The sequence below is a fragment of the Streptomyces sp. NBC_00289 genome (genome assembly GCF_041435115.1).
Taxonomy (GTDB): Bacteria; Actinomycetota; Actinomycetes; order Streptomycetales; family Streptomycetaceae; genus Streptomyces.
On the sequence record NZ_CP108046.1, the window covers coordinates 6,066,194 to 6,089,555 of the forward strand.

Here is a 23,362-nt window from a genome sequence, read left to right on the forward strand (position 1 = left end):
GCCTCGGCCGAACCGGCGTCGCCCGCGCCGCGCGCCGCGACTACGCGGTCGGACGGCCCATCGCCCGGTACCTCCACCCGGCCCGCCGCCACAGCTCAGGGTCGAGCGCGTTGCGGCCGTCGAGGACGACCCGGGCCGCCGCCACCTCGCCCAGCGCCGCCGGGTCCAGCTCGCGGAACTCCCGCCACTCCGTCAGGTGCAGCACGACGTCGGCGCCCCGGACGGCCTCGACCGCCGAGTCGGCGTAGGCGAGGGTCGGGAAGAGCCGGCGGGCGTTGTCCATGCCCTTGGGGTCGTAGACCGTCACCTGCCCGCCCTGAAGGTGGATCTGCCCGGCGACGTTGAGCGCGGGCGAGTCCCGGACGTCGTCCGAGTCGGGCTTGAAGGTGGCGCCCAGCACGGCGACCCGCTTGCCCAGGAACGGGCCGCCCCCCAGCACCTGCCGGGCCAGCTCCACCATCTGGCCCCGCTGGCGCATGTTGATCGAGTCGATCTCGCGCAGGAAGGTCAGCGCCTGGTCGGCGCCCAGCTCACCGGCGCGCGCCATGAACGCCCGGATGTCCTTCGGCAGACAGCCACCGCCGAACCCGATCCCGGCCCGCAGGAACTTCTTCCCGATCCGGTCGTCGTACCCGATCGCCTCGGCGAGCTTGGCCACGTCGCCGTCCGCCGCCTCGCAGACCTCGGCCATGGCGTTGATGAAGGAGATCTTGGTCGCGAGGAAGGAGTTCGCCGAGGTCTTCACCAGCTCGGCGGTCGGGAAGTCGGTGACGACGAACGGCGTGCCCTCGCCCACCGGCGTCATGTACACCTCCCGCAGCAGCTTCTCGGCCCGCTCGCTGCGCACGCCGACCACGATCCGGTCCGGGTGCAGTGTGTCGTCGACCGCGAAGCCCTCGCGCAGGAACTCCGGGTTCCAGGCCAGCTCGGCGTCCTCGCCGGCGGGCGCGTGCTCGGCCAGGTAGGCGGCCAGCCGGTCCGCGGAGCCGACCGGCACGGTGGACTTGCCGACGACCAGGGCGGGGCCCCTGAGGTGGGGCGCGAGCGAGGCGATGGCGGCGTCGACGTAGGACATGTCACAGGCGTACTCGCCGTGCCGCTGCGGGGTGTTCACGCAGACGAAGTGGACGTCGCCGAACTCCCCGACCTCGGCCCAGTCCATGGTGAACCGCAGCCGCCCGCTGGACCCCTCGATGCCGGCGACGTGCTTGCGCAGCAAATCCTCCAGGCCGGGCTCGTACATCGGGACCCGGCCCTGCTGGAGCATGTCGATCTTCTCGGGCACGACGTCGAGCCCCAGCACCTCGAACCCGAGCTCGGCCATGGCGGCGGCGTGCGTGGCGCCGAGATAGCCGGTGCCGATCACGGTGATCTTGAGGCTCATGGATACTCCAGAGGGGGACGTCTTTCGGTGCGGTGCCTGATCCTAGTAGGGGCATGACCGAGCCCCACGACGGGCAACTTTTCCCTTGTCGCCAAGCTCACGTATCACTCGCGTGGGCGGGCCCCTAAAATTTGGGTTACTTAACGGTAATTAGCGTGAGCGCAGCAGCGTCTTTGGAGCGTGAGACACCTTGGCCGGATCGGCTGACTTCGACCTGTACCGCCCGTCCGACGAGCACGACATGCTCCGCGAGGCCATCCGCGCGCTGGCCGACGCGAAGATCGCGCCGTTCGCCGCCGCGGTGGACGAGGAGGCACGCTTCCCGCAGGAGGCGCTCGACGCGCTGGTGGCCGCCGACCTGCACGCCGTCCACGTACCCGAGGAGTACGGCGGCTCCGGCGCGGACGCCCTGGCCACGGTGATCGTGATCGAGGAGGTCGCCCGCGCCTGCGTGTCCTCCTCCCTGATCCCCGCGGTGAACAAGCTGGGCTCGCTCCCGGTGATCCTCTCCGGCTCGGAGGACCTGAAGAAGAGGTACCTGTCGCCGCTCGCGAAGGGCGACGCGATGTTCTCGTACGCCCTCTCCGAGCCCGACGCGGGCTCCGACGCGGCCGGCATGAAGACCAAGGCGGTCCGCGACGGCGACCACTACGTCCTCAACGGCGTGAAGCGCTGGATCACCAACGCGGGCGTCTCCGAGTACTACACGGTGATGGCGGTCACGGACCCCTCGAAGCGCAGCAAGGGCATCTCGGCCTTCGTCGTCGAGAAGTCGGACGAGGGCGTCTCCTTCGGCGCCCCCGAGAAGAAGCTCGGCATCAAGGGCTCCCCGACCCGCGAGGTCTACCTCGACAACGTCCGCATCCCGGCCGACCGCATGATCGGCGCGGAGGGCACGGGCTTCGCGACGGCGATGAAGACCCTCGACCACACCCGCATCACCATCGCCGCCCAAGCCCTCGGTGTCGCCCAGGGCGCCCTGGACTACGCCAAGGGCTATGTGCGCGAGCGCAAGCAGTTCGGCAAGCCGATCGCCGACTTCCAGGGCATCCAGTTCATGCTCGCCGACATGGCCATGAAGGTGGAGGCGGCCCGCCAGCTGACATACGCGGCTGCGGCCAAGTCCGAGCGCGGCGACAGTGACCTCACCTTCCAGGGCGCGGCCGCGAAGTGCTTCGCATCGGACGTGGCGATGGAGGTCACCACGGACGCGGTCCAGCTGCTCGGCGGGTACGGGTACACCCGGGACTACCCGGTCGAGCGGATGATGCGCGACGCGAAGATCACCCAGATCTACGAAGGCACGAACCAGGTCCAGCGGATCGTGATGGCGCGGAACCTGCCGTAACAGGGTCACCGCGTGACGACAGCCCCCGGCGTGCCGCCGGGGGCTGTCGTCACGCAGGGCGTCAGGCGACCTCTGTCGCCCCAGTGGTGTCGTCCGCGCGGATCGTCGAGGTCATCCGCTTCGCCGCGGTGGGCCGCGAGCGCCGGCTCCGATCCCGTCCGTCCTGTGGCGGAGGTGGTCCGACGGGCGTAGGACGGTAGGGCAAGGGGCTCCCCCCGAGCCCCCTCACCCCCTGGAGGAGCCATGCAGCAGCCCACCACGGCCACCATGAGCAAGGAGATGCAGGACTGCGTCGAGGCGTGCATGTCCTGCCACAGCGTCTGCGAGGAGACCATGAGCTCCTGCATGCAGATGGGCGGACAGGCCCAGATGCAGATCATGCGCGCGCTCATGGACTGCTCCGAGATGACCCGCATGTGCTCGGACATGATGATGCGCCGCTCGCCCATGGCGACCGAGATGTGCGCGTTGTGCGCCCGGGCCTGCGACATGTGCGCGGAGGCGTGTATGTCCATGCCGGACGACCCGCAGATGATGCGCTGTGCCGAGGCGTGTCGCCGTTGCGCGGACATGTGCCGCTCGATGGCGGGCGCCGCCACCACGATGTGACCCACGCCGGAACGACGTCGGGGGCACCCGGAAGGGTGCCCCCGACATGTCACCGGTCCGGGAAGCCGTCGCGCAGGATCTGCCGCGCCGTCCTGCTTCGCGCGTCGGCGAGCTCCGCGGCGATCCGTCCCTCGCGCTCCTCGCCTGTCACCACGGCCGCGGGGTGGACCGGGCCGGTGAGCAGGCCCGTACGCCGCAGATGGGTCGGCGGATGAGTCGCGTCGACACTGTGTCCGCGCAGCGCGCCGACCCGCCGAAGGCGCTCGTACTCGTACTCCGGGATCGACGCCATGTGCACGGCGAGCCGCTCCCACAGTCCCTCCCCACGGTCCTGGTCGCCGGCCTGTCCGGTACGGCGCGCTCCGCGCAGAGCGGCCTGGTTGGCCTCGCGCCGCAGCGTCGTGGCGGCGGAGTCCACGACCAGCAGCCGGTCCATGAGTTCGACGGCCGCCTCGGTCGACGCGGCCCGGGCGGCGACGCGGTCGGCGAGGTACTCGGCGCGCTGGGCGGCGCGCATGGTCAGCCGGTCGAGCAGCCGCAGGACGCCGGTGACGAGCAGGCCGGGCACGAAGCAGGCCAGGTTCACGACCAGTTGGACGATGTTCGGCTTCGGGGTGAGGGCGAAGTAGTAACGCCAGGCGGTCAGTGAACGGCAGGCGGTCGCGACGACCAGCCCGTGGCGGCTGTCCCCGTTGCCGTAGTGGCCGAGCTCGTGGACCAGGAGGGCGATTCGCTGCCGCGGCGGGAGGATCTGCCACAGGGGCAGCCCCAGCGTCAGCAGCCGGCGCCCACGGAGTCCGTACGTCGTCACGCTCGCGTTGAGTTCGGCGTCGACCGCGATCGTGTCCACCCCGCGGGTACCGGCGACCAGTGCGGTCTCGTCGATCAGCGCGAACAGCTCGGGGGCCGTCTCGCGGCGCAGTACCGGCTCGTCCTTCGGCAGCCGGGGCAGGCGCGGCCGCAGACCCCATGCCAGCGCGAGCGGAAACAGACCGAGCGCCATCGAGATGCCGCCCCAGCCGCGGACGATCCACCAGATCCCGGCTGCGGCGAGCACGAGGGTCAGCGCGTGCACGGCGACTGCGATGGTGTAGGCGAGGAGGGCGGAGGCGTCCCGTCGCGCTCGCAGTTCCACTCCGCCGGTCACCTCGGCGAGCAGCTTCTCGCCGTGCCGCCGGGCCAGTGTCCGACGTGCGCGCTCCAGCCGCCCCTGCCGTTCCTCGGGTCTCACCGGATCGACGTTCCACTCACAGCCGGCACACCAGACGGTGAAGCGGTTGTCCGCCCGGATCTCGGCCCCGCACCGCGGGCACGGCTGGGTCGTCTGCTCAGCGACGACGGCTCCCGGTAAAGCCCTGCTTTCAGCTCGTCCCGGGTGGAGGGGAGGGATGCAGGGGAGGGCCGCCGCGACCGGCGGCGGCCCTCCGGAGTCACGTCAGCTGCCCGACACCGTGACCTTCTCGTCGTTGTTCAGCTCGTTCACCAGCGTCTTGACCTTCGCCTTGTCCCAGACGAGGTTGCCGCCGGTGGAGCCCGAGATCGGCATGTTCATGGAGGTGCCGTCGCCGCCGTTGACGCCCTTCATCGCGAAGAACATGGACCCCAGGTCGTACAGCCCCATGTCCTTGTCGACGATCAGGGAGTCCAGGCCCGCGCCCATCGTCGGGTAGAGCTTGAAGGGGTTCAGCACGGTCGACGGGGTCGCCACCTGGTGGGCGAGGGCCGCCAGGAACTTCTGCTGGTTCTTCGTGCGCTCCAGGTCCGAGGCCGCGAAGGCGTGCCGGGTACGGACGAAGGCGAGGGCCTCCTCGCCGTTCAGCGTCTGCTTGCCCGCCTTGAAGTCGGCGCCCGAGTACTTGTCCTTGAAGGCCTTGTCGATGGTGATGTCGACGCCGCCGACCGCGTCCACGATGCTCGCGAAACCGGCGAAGCCGATCTCCACGTAGTGGTCGATGCGCAGCCCGGTGTTGAACTCGACGGCGCGCACCAGCAGCGTCGGGCCGTCCTCCGCGTAGGCCGCGTTCAGCTTCGTGTGCCGGCCGCTGCCCTTGAACGTCTTGCCGGACTCCGAGCCGACGTACGTCGGGATCTCCACGTCCGAGTCGCGGGGGAGCGAGATCAGTGTGTCGCCGTTGCCGCCGACGTGCAGGATCATCATCGAGTCGGTGCGCTTGCCGCCGGCGGAGCCGGTGTGCAGGTTCTTCTTGTCCGCGTCGGACAGGCCCTCGCGGCTGTCGGAGCCGACGATCAGGTAGTTCGTACCGTCGCCCCCGTCGGGCCGGTCGATGACCTTCGAGAGGTCGACCTCGCGCTTCAGCTTGGAGTCGGCCCAGAAGTAGGTGCCGACGGTCGTCACGACCAGCACCGTCACCACGGTGATCGTCGTCCACTTGATGCGCCGGCGCCAGTCCGGCGCGGGGCGGGGACCACGTTCGCCGGGACCGGCCGGTCCGCCGGGTCCGCCGCCGCCGGGGGCGCCGTAGACGTGGCCCGTGTTGTAGCCGCTGTCGTAGGTGTCGCCGGAGCCGTCGCCGTAGCCGTAGCCGCCGTGGCCCTGGCCGTCGACGTACGTCGGCTGCTGCGGCACCCCGGCCCCGTAGGGCGGCGCCGCGGGGTCGCCGCGGCGAACCTGACGCATGACGCGGGCGCTCTCGGGCTGCGCGTTCGCGCTGCCGCGTCCGTAGCGGTTGTCACGGTTGTCGCCGGACCGTCCCTGGGGCCAATCGTTCATGGGGCCCAGTGTGCAGGGCAGTGCGGGGTGCCTTACAAGGTTCGTCGGAAAATCAGGGCAGTGCTGTTGCCAACCTGACACAAATTCCCCGAATGTCGCCTCGGCATAAGGTGGGGGCCATGACAGACCAGGTCTCCGCCGCGCAGTCGGCGGTCGAGGACATTCCCGGCAAGCCCACTTCGGCGTCCCGCACCACGCTCAGCCACATCATGACCCACGCCGACACCAACCTCCTGGGGACGGTGCACGGGGGCGTGATCATGAAGCTGGTCGACGACGCGGCCGGCGCGGTGGCGGGGCGGCACAGCGGTGGGCCCGCGGTCACCGCGTCCATGGACGAGATGGCGTTTCTGGAGCCGGTCCGCGTCGGCGACCTCGTCCATGTGAAGGCCCAGGTCAACTGGACCGGCCGGACCTCGATGGAGGTCGGCGTCAGGGTCCTGGCGGAGCGCTGGAACGAGTCCACCCCGCCCACCCAGGTCGGCTCCGCCTACCTGGTCTTCGCGGCGGTCGACGCCGACGGCAAGCCGCGCCGGGTGCCGCCGGTGGTCCCGGAGACCGAGCGGGACGAGCGCCGCTGCCAGGAGGCCCAGATCCGCCGCACCCACCGCCTGGCCCGCCGCCGGGCGATCATGGAGCTACGGGAGAAGCGCGCCGCCGAGGGCCTCGCGGACTGAGGCCCGCGGCCCCCCGTCCGTACCGCCGTCCCTCACGCGCATCCCACCTGGTCGCCCGTGGTGACCCCGAACTCGCCCTGGGACGGATCGTCCGCCCGGACCTTCCGCACCTGCCTGAAGTCGGTCCCCGCGACAACCTTCAGTACGGCTCCCTGGCCCTTCACCGCCCGCAGCTCGCTGCCCGGCAGCGCCGCCGACAGCGACTTCGCCGAACGGTCCCAGCGGGGGTCGTAGGCGACGACCGTCCGCCTGGCGGTGTGGTCCGGCGAACGGGTCGGCACCCGTGTCGTACGGAAGCCGGTCGCCGCCAGCGCCGCGTCGACCCGCTTGCCGAGCCCTTCCGTGGGGGTCCCGTTCTCCACCTGGACCCGGATCTGCTGCGGGGCCACCTCCACCCGCACGGCGCGGCTCCTGGGCCGGTGCACGGCCAGGGGCCGGTCCTCGCGCAGCGCCCGGAAGAGGCGACCGGCCTTGTCCGGGTCCCACTTCAGCGTCGAACCGACGCCCTTCACGAGGAAGCCCATCTGCCCGATCGGCACCGTCGTGAACTCCGAGGAGGAGGGCGAGAAGTTCCGCATCGCCCGCCCGAGGTCCAGCAGTTCGTCCGTGCCGAAGCCCTTGTCGGCCCGTACGGAGCCGAGCACCGCCTGTGTGACGTCCCGGAACCTCATCGGGTTCAGCAGCACGCCGGAGGAGGTCGACCGCTCGATCAGACCGGCCAGGAAGCGCTGCTGGCGCTGCATACGGCCGAGGTCGGAGGCGCCGTCGACGTGCCGCGCGCGGACGTACTGCAGGGCCTGTCCGCCGCGCAGGGTGTGCCGGCCGGCCGGCAGGTCCAGGCCGGTGTAGGTGTCCTTCAACGGTTCCGCGGTGCAGATCGGAACGCCGTCGAGGACGTCGACGGTCTTCATGAAGCTGGTGAAGTCGACCTCCAGGTAGTGGTTGATCTTCACGTGGGTCATGTCCTCGACCGTGCGCACGGTCAGCTGCGGACCGCCCTCCGCGTACGCCGCGTTGATCTTGATGGGGTGACCCTCGTGCTGCTTCCCGGTGACCTGGTCGACGTGCGCGGGCGTCATGGCGTACGAGTCGCGGGGCAGGCTCACCACGCTCGCGCGCTCCCGGTCCTCCGAGATGTGCACGATCATGATCGTGTCGGTGCAGTGGCAGGGGGCGCCGCCGAGCCGGTACTTCCGCCGGTCCTGCGCCGTGATGCGGTCGCGGCCGTCGGTGCCGACGAGCAGCACGTTCATGCCGTTCCCGGCCTGCGGCCGGTTCTTCATGTCCTTGAACGGGTCCACCCGTTCGATGTCCGCGTCGAGGCTGGTGACGACCGCGTGCCCGATGCCGGCCGAGGCGAGCACCACGACGGACAGCGTGGTCACCGCCCGCATGGCCCAGCGGGGCTTTTTCCGCCGTACGGGCGGATGCGGCGCACCGGCGGGCCTGGGGCGCCGCTGCGCTGGTCGGGCGGGAGAGCCGGGCGGCGTGGGCATGGGGGAACACCTCCGCGAGGGCCGTACGTGGGATCCTGAGCACCGTAAGCCCATACGATCTGCAGCCCGGGCGGCGCTCCGGGCGGCGCGCACCGGTGTCCCCCGTTCGCGGTAACGTGATCCCCCTATGAACGCCAAGCCCGACGTGCGTCTCCCCGCCGTTTCTGTGATCATGCCCGTCCTCAACGAGGAGCGGCATCTGCGCGGAGCCGTCCAAGCGATCCTCGCGCAGCAGTACGACGGCGAGCTGGAGGTCGTGATCGCCCTCGGTCCGTCCACGGACCGCACGGACGAGATCGCCGCCGAGCTCGTACGAGAAGACGCGCGCGTCCACACCGTGCCGAACCCCACCGGCCGCACTCCCGCCGCCCTCAACGCCGCGATCAAGGCCTCCCGCCATCCGGTCGTCGTCCGCGTCGACGGGCACGGCATGCTCTCGCCGAACTACATCACCACCGCCGTACGGCTCCTGGAGGAGACCGGCGCGCAGAACGTCGGCGGCATCATGCACGCCGAGGGCGAGACCGACTGGGAGCACGCCGTCGCCGCCGCCATGACCTCGAAGATCGGGGTCGGCAACGCCGCCTTCCACACCGGCGGCCAGGCCCAGCAGGCCGAGACGGTCTACCTGGGTGTGTTCCGGCGCGAGGCGCTGGAGCAACAGGGCGGCTACAACGAGGAGTTCATCCGCGCCCAGGACTGGGAACTCAACTTCCGCATCCGGGAGGCGGGCGGGCTGATCTGGTTCTCGCCGGAGCTGAAGGTGTCGTACCGGCCGCGGCCGAGCGTGAAGGCCCTGGCCAAGCAGTACAAGGACTACGGCCGCTGGCGGCACGTCGTCGCCCGCTACCACGAGGGCTCCATCAACCTGCGCTACCTCGCCCCGCCGACCGCCGTGTGCGCGATCGCGGCCGGCCTGGTGGTCGGCCTCGCGCTCACGCCCTGGGGCCTGGTGGTCCCGGGCGGCTATCTGGCGGCGATCGCCGCCGGCTCGGCGCTCACCGGCAAGGGGCTGCCGCTCCGGGCACGGCTGCAGATACCCGTCGCGCTCGCCACCATGCACATGTCGTGGGGCTGGGGCTTCCTCACCAGCCCAAGGTCACTGGCGAAGCGGGTCATCGCGTCCCGGCGCCCCGCGGTGCTCAGCTCCAACTGAGCACCGCGGGACGGCCGTTCGAGGCGGTCGCTACCAGCGGTAGGGCTTGTACACGTCCATGCACTTGTCCTTCTCGGCGCCGTTGATGGCGTCGGCGTTGCTGGGCAGGTCGCCCGCCTCGGGCGCCGCCTGCTTCGGGTACGTCGTCCCGGTGCGCCAGTCGGCTCCCACGACGAGCGTGACCCCGGAGACGTCGGTCGACTTCTTCACCGAACTCAGCGGAATCTTCAGCGACTTGGCGACCGCCTGGGCGTCGCCCTCCAACTCGGCGCTCGGGTAGCGGACGACGGTTTCGTCCTCGGACAGCCCGGCCGTGGTGTCCGTCGCCGCCCTCGTGAAGCCCTTCTCCGCCAGCCGCTGGGCGAGCTCCCTCGCGCGGCCGGAGACCGGGCCGAGCGTGGAGGTGGCGGTGGCGTTCCGCACCGCCACGCCGATCTCGCCGTCCGCCGCGGCCGGGTCCTCGGACACCTTCTCCTTGTCCGAGCCCTTCGCGTCCTTCGCGTCCGAGGCCTTGCCCTTGTCGTCGAAGGACACGTCGTCGCGGAGCATCTCCCACACCTTCTCGGCGTTGGCTCCGTCCGGCACCACGTGGTTGATGTTCTCGCTGTCCTCGACGACCGGCATGGTCGTCATCGTGATGCGGTCCGTCGGCACCGTCTTCAGCTGCATGCCCAGGTCGAAGAGCTTCTTGACCGTGCCGATCTCCTCGGAGACCGTCAGGGACTTCGTGGCCGACTCGGCCAGGTTCATCAGCCGGCCGGTGTCGGTGAAGACGTTCTGGCTCTTCAGCGTGCGGATCATCGAGTTCATGTACATGTGCTGGGCCCTGGCCCGCAACAGGTCGCTGCCCCAGGCGTGCCGGGTGCGCAGCCACTGCAGGGCCTGCTTGCCCTGGACCTTCTTCGAGCCCTTCGTCAGCTTCAGACCGGAGCCGCCGGACACGCCGGGCAGCGGGCGGTCCCACACGTTCTGGTTGACGCAGACCTCGACCCCGCCGATCGCGTCCGCCATGCTCACCACGCCGGCGAAGTCGATCGTCATCCAGTGGTCGATGTAGACCCCGGTGAGGTTCTCCCAGGTGGCCAGCGTGCAGCCGGCGCCGCCGCGGCCCAGCGACTCGTTGATGATCCGGTTGGTCGCCGGATACGTGTCGCCCGTCTTCGGGTCCGTGCACTTCGGGATGTCGACCCGGGTGTCGCGCGGAATGCTCACCACGGCGGCGCTCTTGCGGTCCGCGGACAGATGGATGAGCATCTGTACGTCGCCCAACGGCGGGCTGTTCCGGTCGTTCTTGCCGCCGCCCAGCGCCACGTTCGCGTCGGAGGCGCGGCTGTCGGAGCCGATCAGCAGGATGTTGACGGGGGTCTGCCCGGCGGCGTTCGCGCCCGTCTTGCGGGCCTTGGAGTCGCCGCTGCTGCGCTGGCCCTTCTCGATGTTGCTGTTCAGGTGCTGGTAGTAGAGGTATCCGGCGCCGGCCGTGCCGAGTATCAGGACGGCCAGTGTCGACGCGGACCATCTGAGGACCCGGTGTTTACGGCGCGGCGCCACCCGGCGTCTGCCGTGCCTGCCGTCGCCCCCGCCCTCACCACCCGCGCCGCCGCTTCGCCGTACGGGTTCTCGACCGTGCCGAACGCCTTGGCGCGTCCCTTCCCCCTGCACACTGTTCTGCGTCACTTTCCCCGTCCTCCCCACCCCTGGTCGCGTCCGAAGACATGACCTCGCGCCCATGGAACAGGCCTGCCGTACGTTCTCTTAGACGTACGGCAGGCCCGTCAGGTCACATCACGAACTCAACTGGCGCACTTGACCTCGTCAGCCGTGGACTTGTCCACGTCCGGCGCGTCCGACGTGGCGTTGAGCTTCACGCCGGCGCCCTTGAAGTCCTTGCCCAGGGTCAGTGTCATCGTCGGCAGGCCCTGGGAGTTGGTCACGCTCTCGCCCGCCTTCATCGCGGAGCCGGACAGCCCCAGGATGGCGGCGAGCCGCCGTGCCTGGTCCGCCTGGTCGGGAGCGTACTCGAGCCGCGTCTTCGACAGGGCCGCCTCCGCGTTGCCCGCGTTCTCCGACTTGGTCACGCCCTCGTCGTTCTGCAGCCAGGCCAGGGTCTCCTGCGCGCTGCCGGCCGCGGCACCGCCGTTGAGGATGCGCACCCGCACCTCGGAGGCGTCGGACTTGGTGCCCTTGAGCCGGGCCGCGATCGCGGCCTTCTCCTTCTTCTTCTGCGCCTTCACCGCGGTCAGGGACACATCGTCCTTGATCGTCTCGAACAGGGCGGGGGCCTTGGCCTCGTTGACGACGACCGTGGCCTTGACCTTCTCGGCCGGGTTGTCGAGCACCGGCACCGTGGTGAAGGACAGGTTCTTGGTGTCGAGCTTGCCCAGCTCCAGCCCCAGGTCCTTCAGCTTGCCGATGCTGTCCAGCTGGGAGTCGACGGTCAGCGCCTTCGTGCCGGCCTCCGCCAGCTTGATCATCTTCGTGGGGCTGGTGAGGGTGTCGTTCGACTTCAGCTTGCGCATGAGCGAGCTGAGGAACTGCTGCTGGATCTGGATCCGGCTCAGGTCTCCGCCGAAGCCCACCGAGTGCCGGGTGCGTACGAAGGCCAGCGCCTGCTCACCCTCGATGTTGTGCGTGCCCTTGGACAGCTTCAGGTGCGAGTCCGGGTCGTCGATGTCCTTGGCCAGGCACACCTCGACGCCGCCCACCGCCGAGGTGAGCGTCTTGACCGCGTTGAAGTCGGCCACGATGAAGTTGTCCGGGGTGATCCCGGTCAGCTCCGTCACCGTACGCATGGTGCAACTGGGCGTACGGTCGTCCTGGCCGAGGCTGGTGTTGAAGCGGACGTTCTCGGTGCCGCCGATGACCTTCTTGCTGCCGTCCTCCTGCGTGGTCTCGCAGTCGGGGACGTTCACGATCAGGTCGCGCGGGATGCTGAGCGCGGTCGCGTTCGTGCGGTCCTTGGAGACGTGCAGCAGGATCGTGGTGTCGGCGTGCCCCACGCTGCCGGAGTCGCCGTAGCCCTTGTTGCCCGAGCCGGTGCGCTTGTCGGTGCCGATCAGCAGGAGGTTGATCGCCTTGTCCTTGCTGAAGCCACCGGTGCTCGCGCCGTCGTCGGACACGGACTGGATGTTGCCGTTGAGGTGCTCCAGGTAGAGGTACGCCGCTCCGGCGGTACCCACCAGCACGAAGGCCATGATGCCGCCGGTCCACAGCAGCGCCTTCTTGGCCTTCGACTTCTTCTGCACCGGCCGGCGTCCGCGCCGGCCCGGCAGCGGCTCCTCGGGCGCACCGCGCCGCCGGCGCTGCGGCGGCACCTCACGTCCGGGAACCGCCTCGGTGTCGCGCCCCGGTGCGGCCGTGCGGCCGCGAGCGCCGGCACCGACCCCGGCGGGGGCAGGTCTGGCCGCCCTCCGTGGCCCGGGCACCGCCGGTTGCGGTGCGGAAGGAGCCAGTCGCAGTTCGTATTCGCCGGTGTTCGGGTTGATTACCCACTGGTCTGCGGGGTCGATGTCGTCCGCCCGCCCACGGCCTTGCGCGTCCACGGTTGTCTGAATCCTCCGTCGGGGCCACGCGGCGCCTGTCCCCCCTAGGCGCTCGGATCTCGGTCAGAGAGTGCACGACCCCAGGTCGGTCCTTGCGGCCGGGTGCACCGGATCGCTCACACTATCCGCCCAGTTCAACGTTCAGGGACGCCAGTGACAAATTCCACGTCCCTACACCCGGGCAATTCGCCCATTTTATTGGACATTTGTTCGTTGCCTTGGCTATGCTTTTACCCGCAGGAGTCGTCGGCGGCGTTGTTGCCGCGGAACGTGGGTGCCGGTGACGTGTCGGCCGCGGGCTGACCGGGCCGCTTTGGGGGCGACTTCGCGTCCCGGTGCATACCGTCTCGGTAGTCCCCTTCGTACGCGCCGTAGTCGTACGATTGCTCGTACGACCCCTTGTTCAGGCTCTCGTACGAGTTCTTTTCGGTTCCTCCAGCCGAATTGCGGCCTTTTGCCGCGGAATCGGGCGGAGCCCCCTTCGTGACCACCACCGGCGCGTCCGCGCGCAGCTGTTCGAACAGTCTCTGCGCCTCCGGTTCCACGAGTTGGTCACGATTGGCGTTGTAGACGTACGACTCCCTCGGCACCGTCAGGAATTGCACATGTTCGGCGGGAATGTCGCGCACGCCGCGCACGAGTTCGTACAGACCGCGCAGACTCGCCAGATCCGGGTCGGTCGTCAGTGACGACGTCGCCGCGTCCAGCACGGGATAGAGCCGCACCGGATTCAGCAGGACGTCATTGCTCTGCACCTTGTTGACGAGTGCGCCGAGAAACCGCTGCTGACGGTCCATGCGGTCGGTGTCGCTGCCGTTGCCGAGGGACTTGCGGGCCCGGACGTACCCGAGTGCCTGCTCGCCGTCGAGCAGTACCCGGCCCGCCGGCAGCCGCAGTTTGGCGGCCTTGTCGCGGATCGGCTCCGTCAGGCACACCTCGACGCCGTCGAGCGCGTCGACCATGTCCTTGAAGCCGTGGAAGTCGATGACCATGTGGTGGTCGACGCGGATGTCCGTGAGCTTCTCCACGGTCCGGATCGTGCAGGCCGAACCGCCCACCTGGAAGGCGTAGTTGAACATCGCGAACATCGGCTCGGTGCGGGTGCCGTCCGGGCGCCGGCAACCGGGCACGTCCACCATCAGGTCGCGGGGGAGCGAGACGGCGGTGGCGCTGTGCCGGCCCGCGGACAGGTGCAGCAGGATGGTCGTGTCGGACCGCTCGGTCCCGGAGTCCCGCCCGTAGCGGTCGTTGCCGTCCCCGGCGCGCGAGTCGGACCCGATCAGCAGGATGTTCTGGGCGTCCCGGACGAGCGAGGTCGGCCGTTCCTTCTCGTACCGCGCGAGCTCGTCCGCGGCCGCGTCGTCCGCGGTGATGTTCCCGTCCAGCTTCGCGTACACCGCCCAGCCGCCCGCCACGGCCGCCGTGACCAGTACGGCCACGCCGAGCCCGGTCCACCGCACCCACCGTCGCCGACGCCGGCGTATCAGCCCCCGCCCGCTCGCGGACGCCCCGGCCCCCGGCCCGAAGGTCCCTTCAGTGCCCCGGCGTCCGGAGGCGGTGCCCTCGGTGTCGGTCACGTCTGGATCCCACCCCTCATGGCGTGTGAGCGTCTCGGGCGTGTTGCTCCTACGACCATGGCGCGAACGCGGTGCGGGGGGTGGGTGGAACTGGGCCGAACGGGGGACCCGCCGGGGCTGCTACCTGGCCGTCGCGGTCACCCGCTCGCTCTCGATGCGCTTGGCCAGCGTCTCCTCGCCCACCTGCTCCAGATGCCGGCACAGCACCACCGACCCCCCGGTGGCGAGCGGCGCGTACAGCCCGGCGCAGAGCCCGCCCCAGCTGTCGTACGGCAGCCCGGACAGCAGCCTGGACCCGGGTCCCGTCAGTCCCAGCGCGGTCGCCTCCGCCCCGGCCCGCTCGACGACCTCCGCGCCGCTGAACTCGCGCCCGGCCACGATCAGCGCGGGCTCCTCCGGGTCGACCGGCGCGTACGGCGCGAACCGGTCACCCTGGCCCGGCACCTCGACGGCGTAGTCGGCGAAGCCGGCCGGCGGCTGCGGGAACCGCCCGCCGAGCGGCCGCAGGGCGAGCGCGATCCGCTCCCCGCCGCACGCCCGTGCCGCCTCCAGCGTGTCCGGCCCGCTCACCACGATGTCGGCCGCCGCCGGATCTCCCGCCACGTCCGCGATCACGCCCACCGAGGAACACGCCAGCAGCCACACCGCCGTCTGCCAGTGCGCGGGCAGCAGCAGCGCGACCCGGTCGCCGGGCTCCGCGCCCAGGTCGCCCTGGAGGAGGTTGGAGGTCTTGGCCACCCAATTGGCGAAGGTGGCCACGGACAGTTCGACGCGTTCGCCCGTGGCATCGTCGTAGAAGGTCACCAGGGGGCGTCCGGGGTCCGCGGCGAGCGCGGAACGCAGCAGGTCGGCGGGGGTGCGATCGGTGGCGTTCACCCGCAGAAGCGTACGCGGGCGGGCGGCCGAGCACCCAACCCCGGGGCCACCGGTTCGGCGGAACGACAGCCAACGGCCCGTCAATTCCCCGATGGACAGAAATGTATGACTATGTCCAAGATCAGGGGCATGCGTGGATTCCTTGCTTCCTCGATCGGCGTCACCTGCGCGGCCGTTCTCGCCCTTCCGTCGGTCCCGGCCGCGGGAGCGGTCCCGACGGCCGGACGGGCGGCCGAGCCGCATGTCGCCGGTATCCCCGGCAGCACCCAGTCGCTGCCCCTCGCCCCCCTCACCCACGACCGCTCCCTCGGCGCGGCCACCGCACAGGGCCTGTTCCGCCAGGACGTGCGCCACTTCTCGATGGTCGGCGTCATCTGGGACAACCCGGACACCGAACTGCACGGCCGCGTCCAGGTCCGCACCCGCGCGGCCGGAACCGACGCCTGGTCCGGCTGGCAGGACGTCGAGACGCACAACACCGAACACGCCGCCGACCCGGACACGGCCGAGCGCTCCTCCGGCCGGGTCCGCGGCGCCACCGCACCGCTGTGGGTGGGCGACTCGGACGGCGTCGAGGTGCGCGTGCGGGCGGCCGACGAACGCCGCACCGAGGAGACCGGCCGTGGCACCCGAACCCTGGCGGCGACTTCCCCCCTTCCCTCGGGCCTGCGTCTCGAACTCGTCGACCCCGGCGACGAGGCGCCGGCGCAGCACGCCCCGGTGGACGCCTCCCGCACCGGCACGCTGGACCTGGAGACGGCCGAGTCGCTCTCCGCCTCCGCCGCCAACGTCGACCTCGCCCCGCTCGGCACCACCGAGATCCCCGCGCTGGACGAGCGCGAGACCGAGCAGGAGCTGTTCGCCCTGCGCGCCGGTGAACTGACCGAACAGCAGCGGGCGAAGCCGTACATCGGACCGCGGCCGCGGATCGTCACCCGGCGCGGCTGGGGCGCGAACGAGAAGCTGCGCGAGCGGGGCTTCGTCTACACGAAGAAGGTCAAGGCGGCCTTCGTGCACCACACGGCATCCGGCAACGGATACCGCTGCTCACAGGTCCCCTCCGTCATCCGTGGTATCTACCGCTACCACGTCAGGAGCATGGGCTGGCGCGACGTGGGCTACAACTTCCTCGTCGACAAGTGCGGCACCGTCTACGAGGGGCGCGCGGGCGGCGTGGCGAAGCCGGTCCTCGGCGCGCACACGCTCGGCTTCAACAGCAACAGCATGGGGATCGCCGTGATCGGCACGTTCGGTTCCGCCAAGCCGCCCGCCGCCGCCGTCACGGCCGTCGCCCGGCTCACCGCGTGGAAACTCGGCCTGTGGGGGGCCAATCCGCAGGGGAAGACATATTTGAAGTCCGGCGGTGGCAATCTCTACCGAAAAGGTAAGAACGTACGACTGAATGTGATCTCCGGCCATCGGGACGGCTTCTCCACGGAGTGCCCCGGCCGGCAGCTCTACCGCAAGCTCGGCACGGCCCGCTCGACCTCGGCCCGCTACCAGGGGCGCTAGGCGGGCGGACGGAACCGGACGGGACAACGCTGTCCGGTCCGGTTCAGGTGAACGGCCGGGGGAGCGTTCACCGCCGTCGGGGGGCAAGGGGCGGGTCGCCGCACTGCCGTCGAAGGCACCACACGAGGTTCTGCATACACTGGCCGGCCGAAAGACAGTTCGGCCGGTCCCGGCAGGAAGCAGAGACGACAGGTGACAGAAGCGATCCTCCTGGTCGGCGGCAAGGGCACCCGACTGCGTCCCCTCACGGTGCACACGCCGAAGCCCATGGTCCGGGCGGCCGGGGTGCCGTTCCTCACGCACCAACTGGCGCGAGCGAGAGCGGCCGGCGTCGAGCACATCGTCCTGGCCACCTCGTACCTGGCCGAGGTCTTCGAACCGTACTTCGGCGACGGCTCGGCGCTGGGACTCCACGTCGAGTACGTGACGGAACGCGAGCCCCTCGGCACCGGCGGCGCGATCCGCAACGTCGCGTCCCGGCTGCACTCGGGCCCCGACGACCCGGTGCTGGTGTTCAACGGCGACATCCTGACCGGCCTGGACATCAGGGCGCTGGTCCACACGCACGAGACGACCGGCGCCGACGTCTCCCTGCACCTGACCCAGGTGACGGACCCACGGGCGTACGGCCTGGTCCCGACGGACGAGACGGGCCGGGTGACGGCGTTCCTGGAGAAGCCGCAGACCCCCGAGGAGATCGTCACCGACCAGATCAACGCGGGGGCGTACGTCTTCCGCCGCTCGGTCATCGACACCATCCCGGTGGGCCGCCCGGTCTCCGTCGAACGCGAGACGTTCCCCGACCTCCTGGCGGCGGGAGCCCACCTCCAGGGCATGGTCGACTCGACGTACTGGCTGGACCTCGGCACCCCGGCGGCCTTCGTCCGCGGCTCGGCCGACCTGGTCATGGGCCGCGCCCCGTCCCCGGCGGTCCCCGGCCGCTGCGGCGACCGGCTCGTCCTGCCCACGGCGACGGTCGCCCCCGACGCCAAGCTGACGGGCGGCACGGTGGTGGGGGAGGGCGCGTTCGTCGCGGAGGGCGCGCGGGTCTTCGGCAGCACCATCCTCCCCGGCGCCGTCATCGAACCAGGCGCCGTCATCACCGACTCCCTCATCGGCACCCGCGCCCGCGTCGGCCAGCGGTCCGTGCTCACCGGCACGGTCATCGGCGACGGCGCGGTCATCGGCGCGGACAACGAACTGAGGGAGGGCGCCAGGATCTGGTGCGACGCCCGCATCCCGGCGGGTGCGGTGCGCTTCTCCTCGGACCAGTAGAGGTCCCTTCAGCCCGTCCGGCGTTCGAGGACGAGGCCCTGCGGGCCGAAGCGGGGTCTGCGGGCGCACCCCCAGGGACGGGCCGGGGCGGCGGGGGCGAAAAAGACCTCGCCGTCACCCCGCCCCGGCCGGGCCGGTCACAACAGCCCGATGTCCCACTTCGGCATCTTGGGCACCCGCCGCTGTGGAGTCCGCCCGCTCAGCAGAATCAGCCGAGCCGCTCGATGCCGCTGTCCCGCATACGGCTCCAGCAGCTCCAGCATCAGGGCGTCGTCCGCGTCCCGGTCCCCGGCCAGCGCCCACCCGACGATCCCCGGCAGATGCACATCCCCGACGGTCACCGCGTCGGGCGCGCCGTGACTGCGCTGCACGGTCTCCGCCGACGTCCACGGCCCGATTCCCGGCACGACCTCCAGCCGCGCCTGCGCCGCCGCCGGTTCCATCCCCACCGCCTGCTCCAGCCGCGCGGCCACCCGCACGGCCCGCAGGATGGTCGACGCCCGCTTGTTGTCGACGCCGGCCCGGTGCCACTCCCACGACGGAATCAACGCCCACGTGCGTGGCTCCGGCACCACGCACATCCGCTCGGGAGCGGGCCCCGGCGCCGGCTCCCCGAACTTCCGCACGAGCAACCGCCACGCCCGGTACGCCTCGTCGGTGGTGACCTTCTGCTCCAGGATCGACGGAATCAGCGACTCCATCACCAGCCCGGTCCGCGTCAGCCGCAGCCCCGGCCGGCGATGCCGGGCCAGCGCCACCAGCCGGTGCCGCGGAGCGAACGCGGACGGATCGTCCTCGGCGCCGAGCAGACCCGGCAGCCGCTCCAGCAGCCACTCGGCGCCCGGCCCCCACGCCTCGCCCCGCACCTCACCGCCGTACGCGGCGACCCGCAGGGTTCCGGGGCCCGCCGGTGTCCGGCTGGTCCGCCACACGGAGCCGTCCGGCATCGCACGGAAGGTCGGATCCCCGGGTCCGCGTCTCAGCGGCCCGAGCACCAGCCCGAGATCGAGCGGCCCGTCCGGTACCCACGCCCGCACCCGCCCGGGGCCGGCGGCCTGCCGGGGCACGCCCGGGGGTACGGCGACATGCCCGCCGCGCACGGTAGTACGGCTGGGCCGGGGAGCGAATCGTCCTGCCACGGCTGAGGTCCTAGGGGAGCGGAAGGCCCCCGGTGAGTAGGGGGCCCTATGAGAGTAGGCGTACGCGCGCGTGGGTCACCGCACCTCGATGAAAGCTCCCGCCTCCCGCTCCGGCCGGGGCCGCGGTTCCCCGGCCGGATGCCCGACCGCGACGGCGCCCATCGGATCCCAGTCCGCCGGCAGTTCCAGCACCTCGCGTACGACCTCCCGGCAGAACATCGTCGACGACACCCACGCGGACCCCAGGCGTTCCGCGGCCAGCGCGACCAGGAAGTTCTGCACCCCGGCGCCCGTGGCGACGACGAACATCTCCCGCTCGGCCGCGTCCCGCCGCGCGTCCCCGTAGGTGTGCGAGCCGTCCATGACGAGACAGGGCACGACGAGATACGGCGCGTCGCGCAGGACCTCGCCCCGCCGCACCCGCTTGGCGATGGACTCCTCGCTCTTCCCGTCCCGCCGCAGGTCGGCGATCCAGGCGTCCCGCATCGCGTCGAGCAGACGCGTCCGTGACTCCCCGGACTCCAGCAACACGAACCGCCAGGGCGTCGTGTGGTGCGGTGCCGGTGCCGTCACGGCCGCGGCCACCGCCCGCCGTACGGCCCCCGCGTCGACCGGTTCGTCGGTGAAGGCCCGGACCGTACGCCGCTGGGTCACCGCCTGCCGGATCGCCTCGGAGGTGCCCAGCCGGAACATGTCGTCGCGGGCGCCGCGCACCATGACCCGCGCCCCCTCGCCGCCGTCCTCGGCGACCACATGGGGCAGCCCTCGGACGACCGCGACGGGCAGTCCGGAGGCCTTGCCCTTGACGAGGTCGCCCGCGGCGGCCAGCTCGTCCGCCGTGGCGACGACGGTGGCGGCGAGCGGATTGCCGTACGCGTCCGTGCCCCCGCGCAGATCGTCGAGCACACGCACGCCCGCGGCGCCGATCGCCACGTCCGTGAGCCCGGCGCGCCAGGGCCGCCCGAACGTGTCGGTGACCAGGACCCCGACCTCGACGCCGAGAGCCGCCCGCAGGCCGTCGCGGATCGCCCGCGCGGACCCGTCCGGGTCCTCGGGCAGCAACAGCACCGTGCCGGAAGGGGTGTTGGAGGCGTCGACCCCGGCGGCGGCCATGACGAGCCCCTGCCGGTTCTCGACGATGCGCAGCGCACCGCGCCGCGCCACCACCCGGACGGTCTCGGCGTCGATCGCGGCCTCACGGTCGGCCGCCTCGACGACCCGACCCTCGGCCTTGGACACGATCTTCGAGGTCACGAGCAGCACGTCACCGTCGGCCAGCCCGGGCTCGGCGGCGGCGATCAGCTTGGCCAGGTCGTCCCCCCGCGCGATCTCGGGAAGGCCGGGCACCGCCCAGACGCGGAAACCGGAAGGGGCGCTCACGGGACCCGCACCTCCTCCGCCAGCCGCAGCGCCTCGCCGGCCATCTGCGCGGCCGCGTCGACGTCGGTCATCATGAGCGGCACGGCCCGGCACCGGATCCCGGCCGCCTCGACCCGCTCCACCGTGCCCGCGTCGACGGTGTCCACGAGCCAGCCGTCGAGGAGCCCCGAGCCGTAGTGCTCGGCCACCGCGGCGGCCGTCGACTCCACGCCCACCGCCGCGAGCACCTTGTCGGCCATCCCGCGCACGGGCGCGTCCCCGACGATGGGGGACAGGCCCACCACCGGCACCCCGGCGTCGGCGATCGCCTCACGGATGCCGGGCACGGCCAGGATCGTGCCGATGGAGACGACCGGGTTGGACGGCGGGAAGAGGACGACGTCCGCCGCCGCGATCGCCTCCAGGACGCCGGGCGCCGGCTTGGCCTGCTCGGCACCGACCGGCACGATCGCCCCGGCCGGCACGGCGGCCCGCAGCCGCACCCAGTACTCCTGGAAGTGCACGGCCTTGCGCTCGCCGTCCACGTCGACCGCGACATGCGTCTCGACCCGGTCGTCGGTCATGGGGATCAGTCGTACGCCCGGCTTCCACCGGTCGCACAGCGCCTCGGTCACCGCGCTCAGCGGATATCCGGCGCCGATCATCTGCGTCCGCACGATGTGGGTGGCGAAGTCCCGGTCACCGAGCCCGAACCACTCCGGCCCGACGCCGTACGCCGCGAGCTCCTCCTTGAGGTGGAAGGTCTCCTCGGCCCGACCCCAGCCCTGCTCCTCGTTGATGCCGCCGCCGAGCGTGTACATCACCGTGTCGAGGTCCGGGCACACCTTCAGCCCGAAGAGGTGGATGTCGTCCCCGGTGTTGCCGATGACGGTGATGTCCGCGTCCGGCACGGCCCGCTTCAGACCGCGCAGGAACCGGGCACCACCGATGCCGCCTGCCAGAACCACAATGCGCATGGGCCAAGTCTTGCAGGCGGGTAGGACAACGCGTCAGCCGGTCACGACGTCAGCGCCTCACGCGGTGACGACGTCCACGTCCTCGTGGGTCGCGGGTGCCGCGCAGGCGGAGCGCCCGGAGTGCATGGGCATCTCGGTCAGCCCCGGGTAGTAGACGTGCAGGCTGACGGCGGGCTCGAGCGCGTCGTTGACCACCTCGTGGACATATCCGGGAGCGAACACCCGCTGCGCCCCGGCGCACAACGCGCGCGTGCCGCGCTCGGTGCGCTCGGTCAGGGCGCCCTCCAGGACGGTCAGTACGCCGGAGGAGCGGCCGTGGTCGTGCAGTCCGCTGCCCTGTCCCGGCACCCAGCTCAGCAGCCACACCTCGTAGCCGGGGCCGGTACGCAGCCGGTGGTACCAGCGCGTCGTCGCGTCGTACCGGACCAGGTGCGCCCACTGGGAGCGGTCCGCGGCGATGGCGCGGGCCAGGCCCACGAAGTCGGCCACGGTGGCCGGGTGCTCGCGCGGCGGCTGGAGGAGGTGCGGGACTTCGAGGATGTCGCCGGCGATCTGGAGGTCGCTGTCGCTGTTCATGGGTGCGGTGGTTCCTCGGCGGGAGAGTGCTGGGGTGTCGCAGGTCGTTCCGCCCGGGTCACGAGCGGGAGGAGCCGCCTCGGTGGGCGGAGTGCAGCCGGAGCGCGGTGGGGCTCAACAGCTGGGACAGCAACAGCTACAGCGAGCGCGGGCAGCACCGTGGGACCCGGCGGTGCGGGTCGAGGTGAGGGCCGAGTGCGCGAGCATGCCCACAAGGACATCGGTTCACACCTTCACTGTCAACTCGGCGCCGGTCCATGGGACGAGTTTCACCTCATCCGGTCCACCTCTCAGGTGAAAGGTTTGTTCAGGCGCCACCCGGGACACATGGCGCACAACCGGGCGCACAAGCCCCGACGCGATCCCGTGATCCAACTGTGATCCAGTTCGCTTCGGCGCGCGTGTCGGAACGAGATCGACGTCCTGGGCGTCTTCCTCCGCACAGCCGCGGAATGGCTCTGTGCGGTCGGCGATCCTTCCGGGCCTCGTCTGCCTGTCAAGGTTTATGCCGATTTGAACACTTTCTGCTAGGCCTTGGTTCCGCAGAGTGAATAAGGGGCCCAATAGCAGATCTCGGCTTGACTCGCTCGGAGCAGCACACTTGTAATTTCACTCGTGTCGTTCAGCCGACATCGGTAACGGCTACATCACGGGGACGCGAAAGACAGACGAGGGGCGCACATGACCGAGCTGGTGCAGCAACTGCTGGTCGACGACGCGGACGAGGAACTCGGCTGGCAGGAGCGCGCACTGTGCGCCCAGACCGACCCCGAGTCCTTCTTCCCCGAGAAGGGCGGCTCCACCCGCGAGGCCAAGAAGGTCTGCCTCGCCTGCGAGGTCCGCTCCGAATGCCTCGAATACGCCCTCGCCAACGACGAACGGTTCGGCATCTGGGGCGGTCTGTCCGAGCGTGAGCGCCGCAGACTCAAGAAGGCCGCCGTCTGACCCGAGGGCACGCACCGCCCGTCCTACGGACTTCCGTCACGAACGGCCCGTCGCAAGTGGGTTATCCACAGGCGGCGGGCCGCCGTCATGCCCAGCCGATAGTGTGGTCGCTCGTCCGAGACGCACCGCTGCCCCCTGGGGGCACAGGCGTCCACCGCAGACCACCGAACCGGGGCCCGTACCTCG

19 protein-coding genes are annotated in these 23,362 nt (G+C 71.0%); 7 read left to right on the forward strand and 12 right to left on the reverse strand.

Translation table 11 applies throughout. The features are described 5' to 3' along the window. Positions 1–40 precede the first annotated feature (40 nt). Positions 41–1,384 carry a UDP-glucose/GDP-mannose dehydrogenase family protein gene (locus tag OG985_RS27530; RefSeq protein WP_371671017.1) on the reverse strand — a complete coding sequence of 448 codons (1,344 nt, stop codon included), beginning with the start codon at positions 1,382–1,384 and terminating at the stop codon, positions 41–43. 190 nt (positions 1,385–1,574) lie between these two features. Here OG985_RS27530 and OG985_RS27535 point away from each other — a divergent pair, with 190 nt between their 5' ends. Both OG985_RS27535 and OG985_RS27540 read left to right on the forward strand, forming a co-directional pair. Continuing rightward, positions 1,575–2,732: an acyl-CoA dehydrogenase family protein gene (locus OG985_RS27535; RefSeq protein WP_371671018.1), complete on the forward strand. Its 1,158-nt coding sequence runs from the start codon at positions 1,575–1,577 to the stop codon at positions 2,730–2,732. Positions 2,733–2,975: 243 nt separating this feature from the next. Then, positions 2,976–3,341 carry a four-helix bundle copper-binding protein gene (locus tag OG985_RS27540; RefSeq protein WP_371671019.1) on the forward strand — a complete coding sequence of 122 codons (366 nt, stop codon included), beginning with the start codon at positions 2,976–2,978 and terminating at the stop codon, positions 3,339–3,341. Positions 3,342–3,390: 49 nt separating this feature from the next. Here OG985_RS27540 and OG985_RS27545 read toward each other — a convergent pair whose 3' ends face one another. Both OG985_RS27545 and OG985_RS27550 read right to left on the reverse strand, forming a co-directional pair. Beyond that, complete coding sequence (locus OG985_RS27545; RefSeq protein WP_371671020.1) at positions 3,391–4,572, reverse strand: M48 family metallopeptidase; 1,182 nt, start codon at positions 4,570–4,572, stop codon at positions 3,391–3,393. Between the two features lie 204 nt (positions 4,573–4,776). Further along, a complete protein-coding gene (locus OG985_RS27550) occupies positions 4,777–6,072 on the reverse strand; it encodes an LCP family protein (RefSeq protein WP_371671021.1) in 1,296 nt (431 codons plus the stop codon). A gap of 119 nt (positions 6,073–6,191) precedes the next feature. Between OG985_RS27550 and OG985_RS27555 the strand changes: the two genes are divergently transcribed. Beyond that, positions 6,192–6,749, forward strand: a complete 558-nt coding sequence (locus OG985_RS27555; RefSeq protein WP_371671022.1) for an acyl-CoA thioesterase — start codon at positions 6,192–6,194, stop codon at positions 6,747–6,749. 32 nt (positions 6,750–6,781) lie between these two features. Here OG985_RS27555 and OG985_RS27560 read toward each other — a convergent pair whose 3' ends face one another. Then, positions 6,782–8,245 (reverse strand): LCP family protein, encoded by a 1,464-nt coding sequence (locus OG985_RS27560; protein ID WP_371671023.1) that lies wholly within the window; start codon positions 8,243–8,245, stop codon positions 6,782–6,784. A 127-nt stretch (positions 8,246–8,372) separates the two neighbouring features. Between OG985_RS27560 and OG985_RS27565 the strand changes: the two genes are divergently transcribed. Beyond that, positions 8,373–9,401, forward strand: coding sequence for a glycosyltransferase family 2 protein (locus tag OG985_RS27565; protein WP_371671024.1), 1,029 nt, complete (start codon positions 8,373–8,375; stop codon positions 9,399–9,401). Positions 9,402–9,431: 30 nt separating this feature from the next. Here the strand turns inward: OG985_RS27565 and OG985_RS27570 are convergent, their stop codons facing one another. The 4 genes from OG985_RS27570 to OG985_RS27585 form a co-directional block, all read right to left on the reverse strand. Further along, entirely contained in the window at positions 9,432–11,075 is a 1,644-nt protein-coding gene (locus OG985_RS27570; RefSeq protein WP_371671025.1) for an LCP family protein, read from the reverse strand. 116 nt (positions 11,076–11,191) lie between these two features. Further along, complete coding sequence (locus tag OG985_RS27575; protein ID WP_371671026.1) at positions 11,192–12,940, reverse strand: LCP family protein; 1,749 nt, start codon at positions 12,938–12,940, stop codon at positions 11,192–11,194. 230 nt (positions 12,941–13,170) lie between these two features. Then, on the reverse strand, positions 13,171–14,517 hold the full coding sequence (locus OG985_RS27580) for an LCP family protein (RefSeq protein ID WP_371671027.1): 1,347 nt from the start codon (positions 14,515–14,517) through the stop codon (positions 13,171–13,173). A 120-nt stretch (positions 14,518–14,637) separates the two neighbouring features. Beyond that, positions 14,638–15,393, reverse strand: coding sequence for a TIGR03089 family protein (locus OG985_RS27585; protein WP_371671028.1), 756 nt, complete (start codon positions 15,391–15,393; stop codon positions 14,638–14,640). 129 nt (positions 15,394–15,522) lie between these two features. Here OG985_RS27585 and OG985_RS27590 point away from each other — a divergent pair, with 129 nt between their 5' ends. Together OG985_RS27590 and OG985_RS27595 are read left to right on the forward strand one after the other, a co-directional pair. Further along, positions 15,523–16,905, forward strand: coding sequence for a peptidoglycan recognition protein (locus OG985_RS27590; protein WP_371671029.1), 1,383 nt, complete (start codon positions 15,523–15,525; stop codon positions 16,903–16,905). A 192-nt stretch (positions 16,906–17,097) separates the two neighbouring features. Further along, positions 17,098–18,180, forward strand: a complete 1,083-nt coding sequence (locus tag OG985_RS27595) for a sugar phosphate nucleotidyltransferase (protein WP_371671030.1) — start codon at positions 17,098–17,100, stop codon at positions 18,178–18,180. A gap of 137 nt (positions 18,181–18,317) precedes the next feature. Here OG985_RS27595 and OG985_RS27600 read toward each other — a convergent pair whose 3' ends face one another. The 4 genes from OG985_RS27600 to OG985_RS27615 form a co-directional block, all read right to left on the reverse strand. After that, positions 18,318–19,319: a DNA-3-methyladenine glycosylase gene (locus OG985_RS27600; protein ID WP_371671031.1), complete on the reverse strand. Its 1,002-nt coding sequence runs from the start codon at positions 19,317–19,319 to the stop codon at positions 18,318–18,320. Positions 19,320–19,394: 75 nt separating this feature from the next. Next, positions 19,395–20,699 (reverse strand): coenzyme F420-0:L-glutamate ligase, encoded by a 1,305-nt coding sequence (locus tag OG985_RS27605; RefSeq protein WP_371671032.1) that lies wholly within the window; start codon positions 20,697–20,699, stop codon positions 19,395–19,397. Then, complete coding sequence (gene cofD, locus OG985_RS27610; protein ID WP_371671033.1) at positions 20,696–21,655, reverse strand: 2-phospho-L-lactate transferase; 960 nt, start codon at positions 21,653–21,655, stop codon at positions 20,696–20,698. The genes OG985_RS27605 and cofD overlap by 4 nt, the downstream gene beginning before the upstream one ends. Before the next feature lie 57 nt (positions 21,656–21,712). Then, positions 21,713–22,231, reverse strand: coding sequence for a cysteine dioxygenase family protein (locus OG985_RS27615; RefSeq protein WP_371671034.1), 519 nt, complete (start codon positions 22,229–22,231; stop codon positions 21,713–21,715). A gap of 681 nt (positions 22,232–22,912) precedes the next feature. Here OG985_RS27615 and OG985_RS27620 point away from each other — a divergent pair. Continuing rightward, the gene (locus tag OG985_RS27620) at positions 22,913–23,176 is read left to right on the forward strand and encodes a WhiB family transcriptional regulator (RefSeq protein ID WP_003975777.1); all 264 of its coding nucleotides are present in this window, start codon (positions 22,913–22,915) and stop codon (positions 23,174–23,176) included. The last annotated feature ends 186 nt before the right edge of the window (positions 23,177–23,362 follow it).

Excerpts from the sequence above, each read along its gene's own strand:
- OG985_RS27530 (WP_371671017.1), bottom strand. The coding sequence starts at position 1,384 with ATGAGCCTCAAGATCACCGTGATCGGCACCGGCTATCTCGGCGCCACG.
- OG985_RS27540 (WP_371671019.1), top strand. The coding sequence starts at position 2,976 with ATGCAGCAGCCCACCACGGCCACCATGAGCAAGGAGATGCAGGACTGC.
- OG985_RS27550 (WP_371671021.1), bottom strand. The coding sequence starts at position 6,072 with ATGAACGATTGGCCCCAGGGACGGTCCGGCGACAACCGTGACAACCGC.
- OG985_RS27555 (WP_371671022.1), top strand. The coding sequence starts at position 6,192 with ATGACAGACCAGGTCTCCGCCGCGCAGTCGGCGGTCGAGGACATTCCC.
- OG985_RS27560 (WP_371671023.1), bottom strand. The coding sequence starts at position 8,245 with ATGCCCACGCCGCCCGGCTCTCCCGCCCGACCAGCGCAGCGGCGCCCC.
- OG985_RS27565 (WP_371671024.1), top strand. The coding sequence starts at position 8,373 with ATGAACGCCAAGCCCGACGTGCGTCTCCCCGCCGTTTCTGTGATCATG.
- OG985_RS27590 (WP_371671029.1), top strand. The coding sequence starts at position 15,523 with ATGCGTGGATTCCTTGCTTCCTCGATCGGCGTCACCTGCGCGGCCGTT.
- cofD (WP_371671033.1), bottom strand. The coding sequence starts at position 21,655 with ATGCGCATTGTGGTTCTGGCAGGCGGCATCGGTGGTGCCCGGTTCCTG.
- OG985_RS27615 (WP_371671034.1), bottom strand. The coding sequence starts at position 22,231 with ATGAACAGCGACAGCGACCTCCAGATCGCCGGCGACATCCTCGAAGTC.
- OG985_RS27620 (WP_003975777.1), top strand. The coding sequence starts at position 22,913 with ATGACCGAGCTGGTGCAGCAACTGCTGGTCGACGACGCGGACGAGGAA.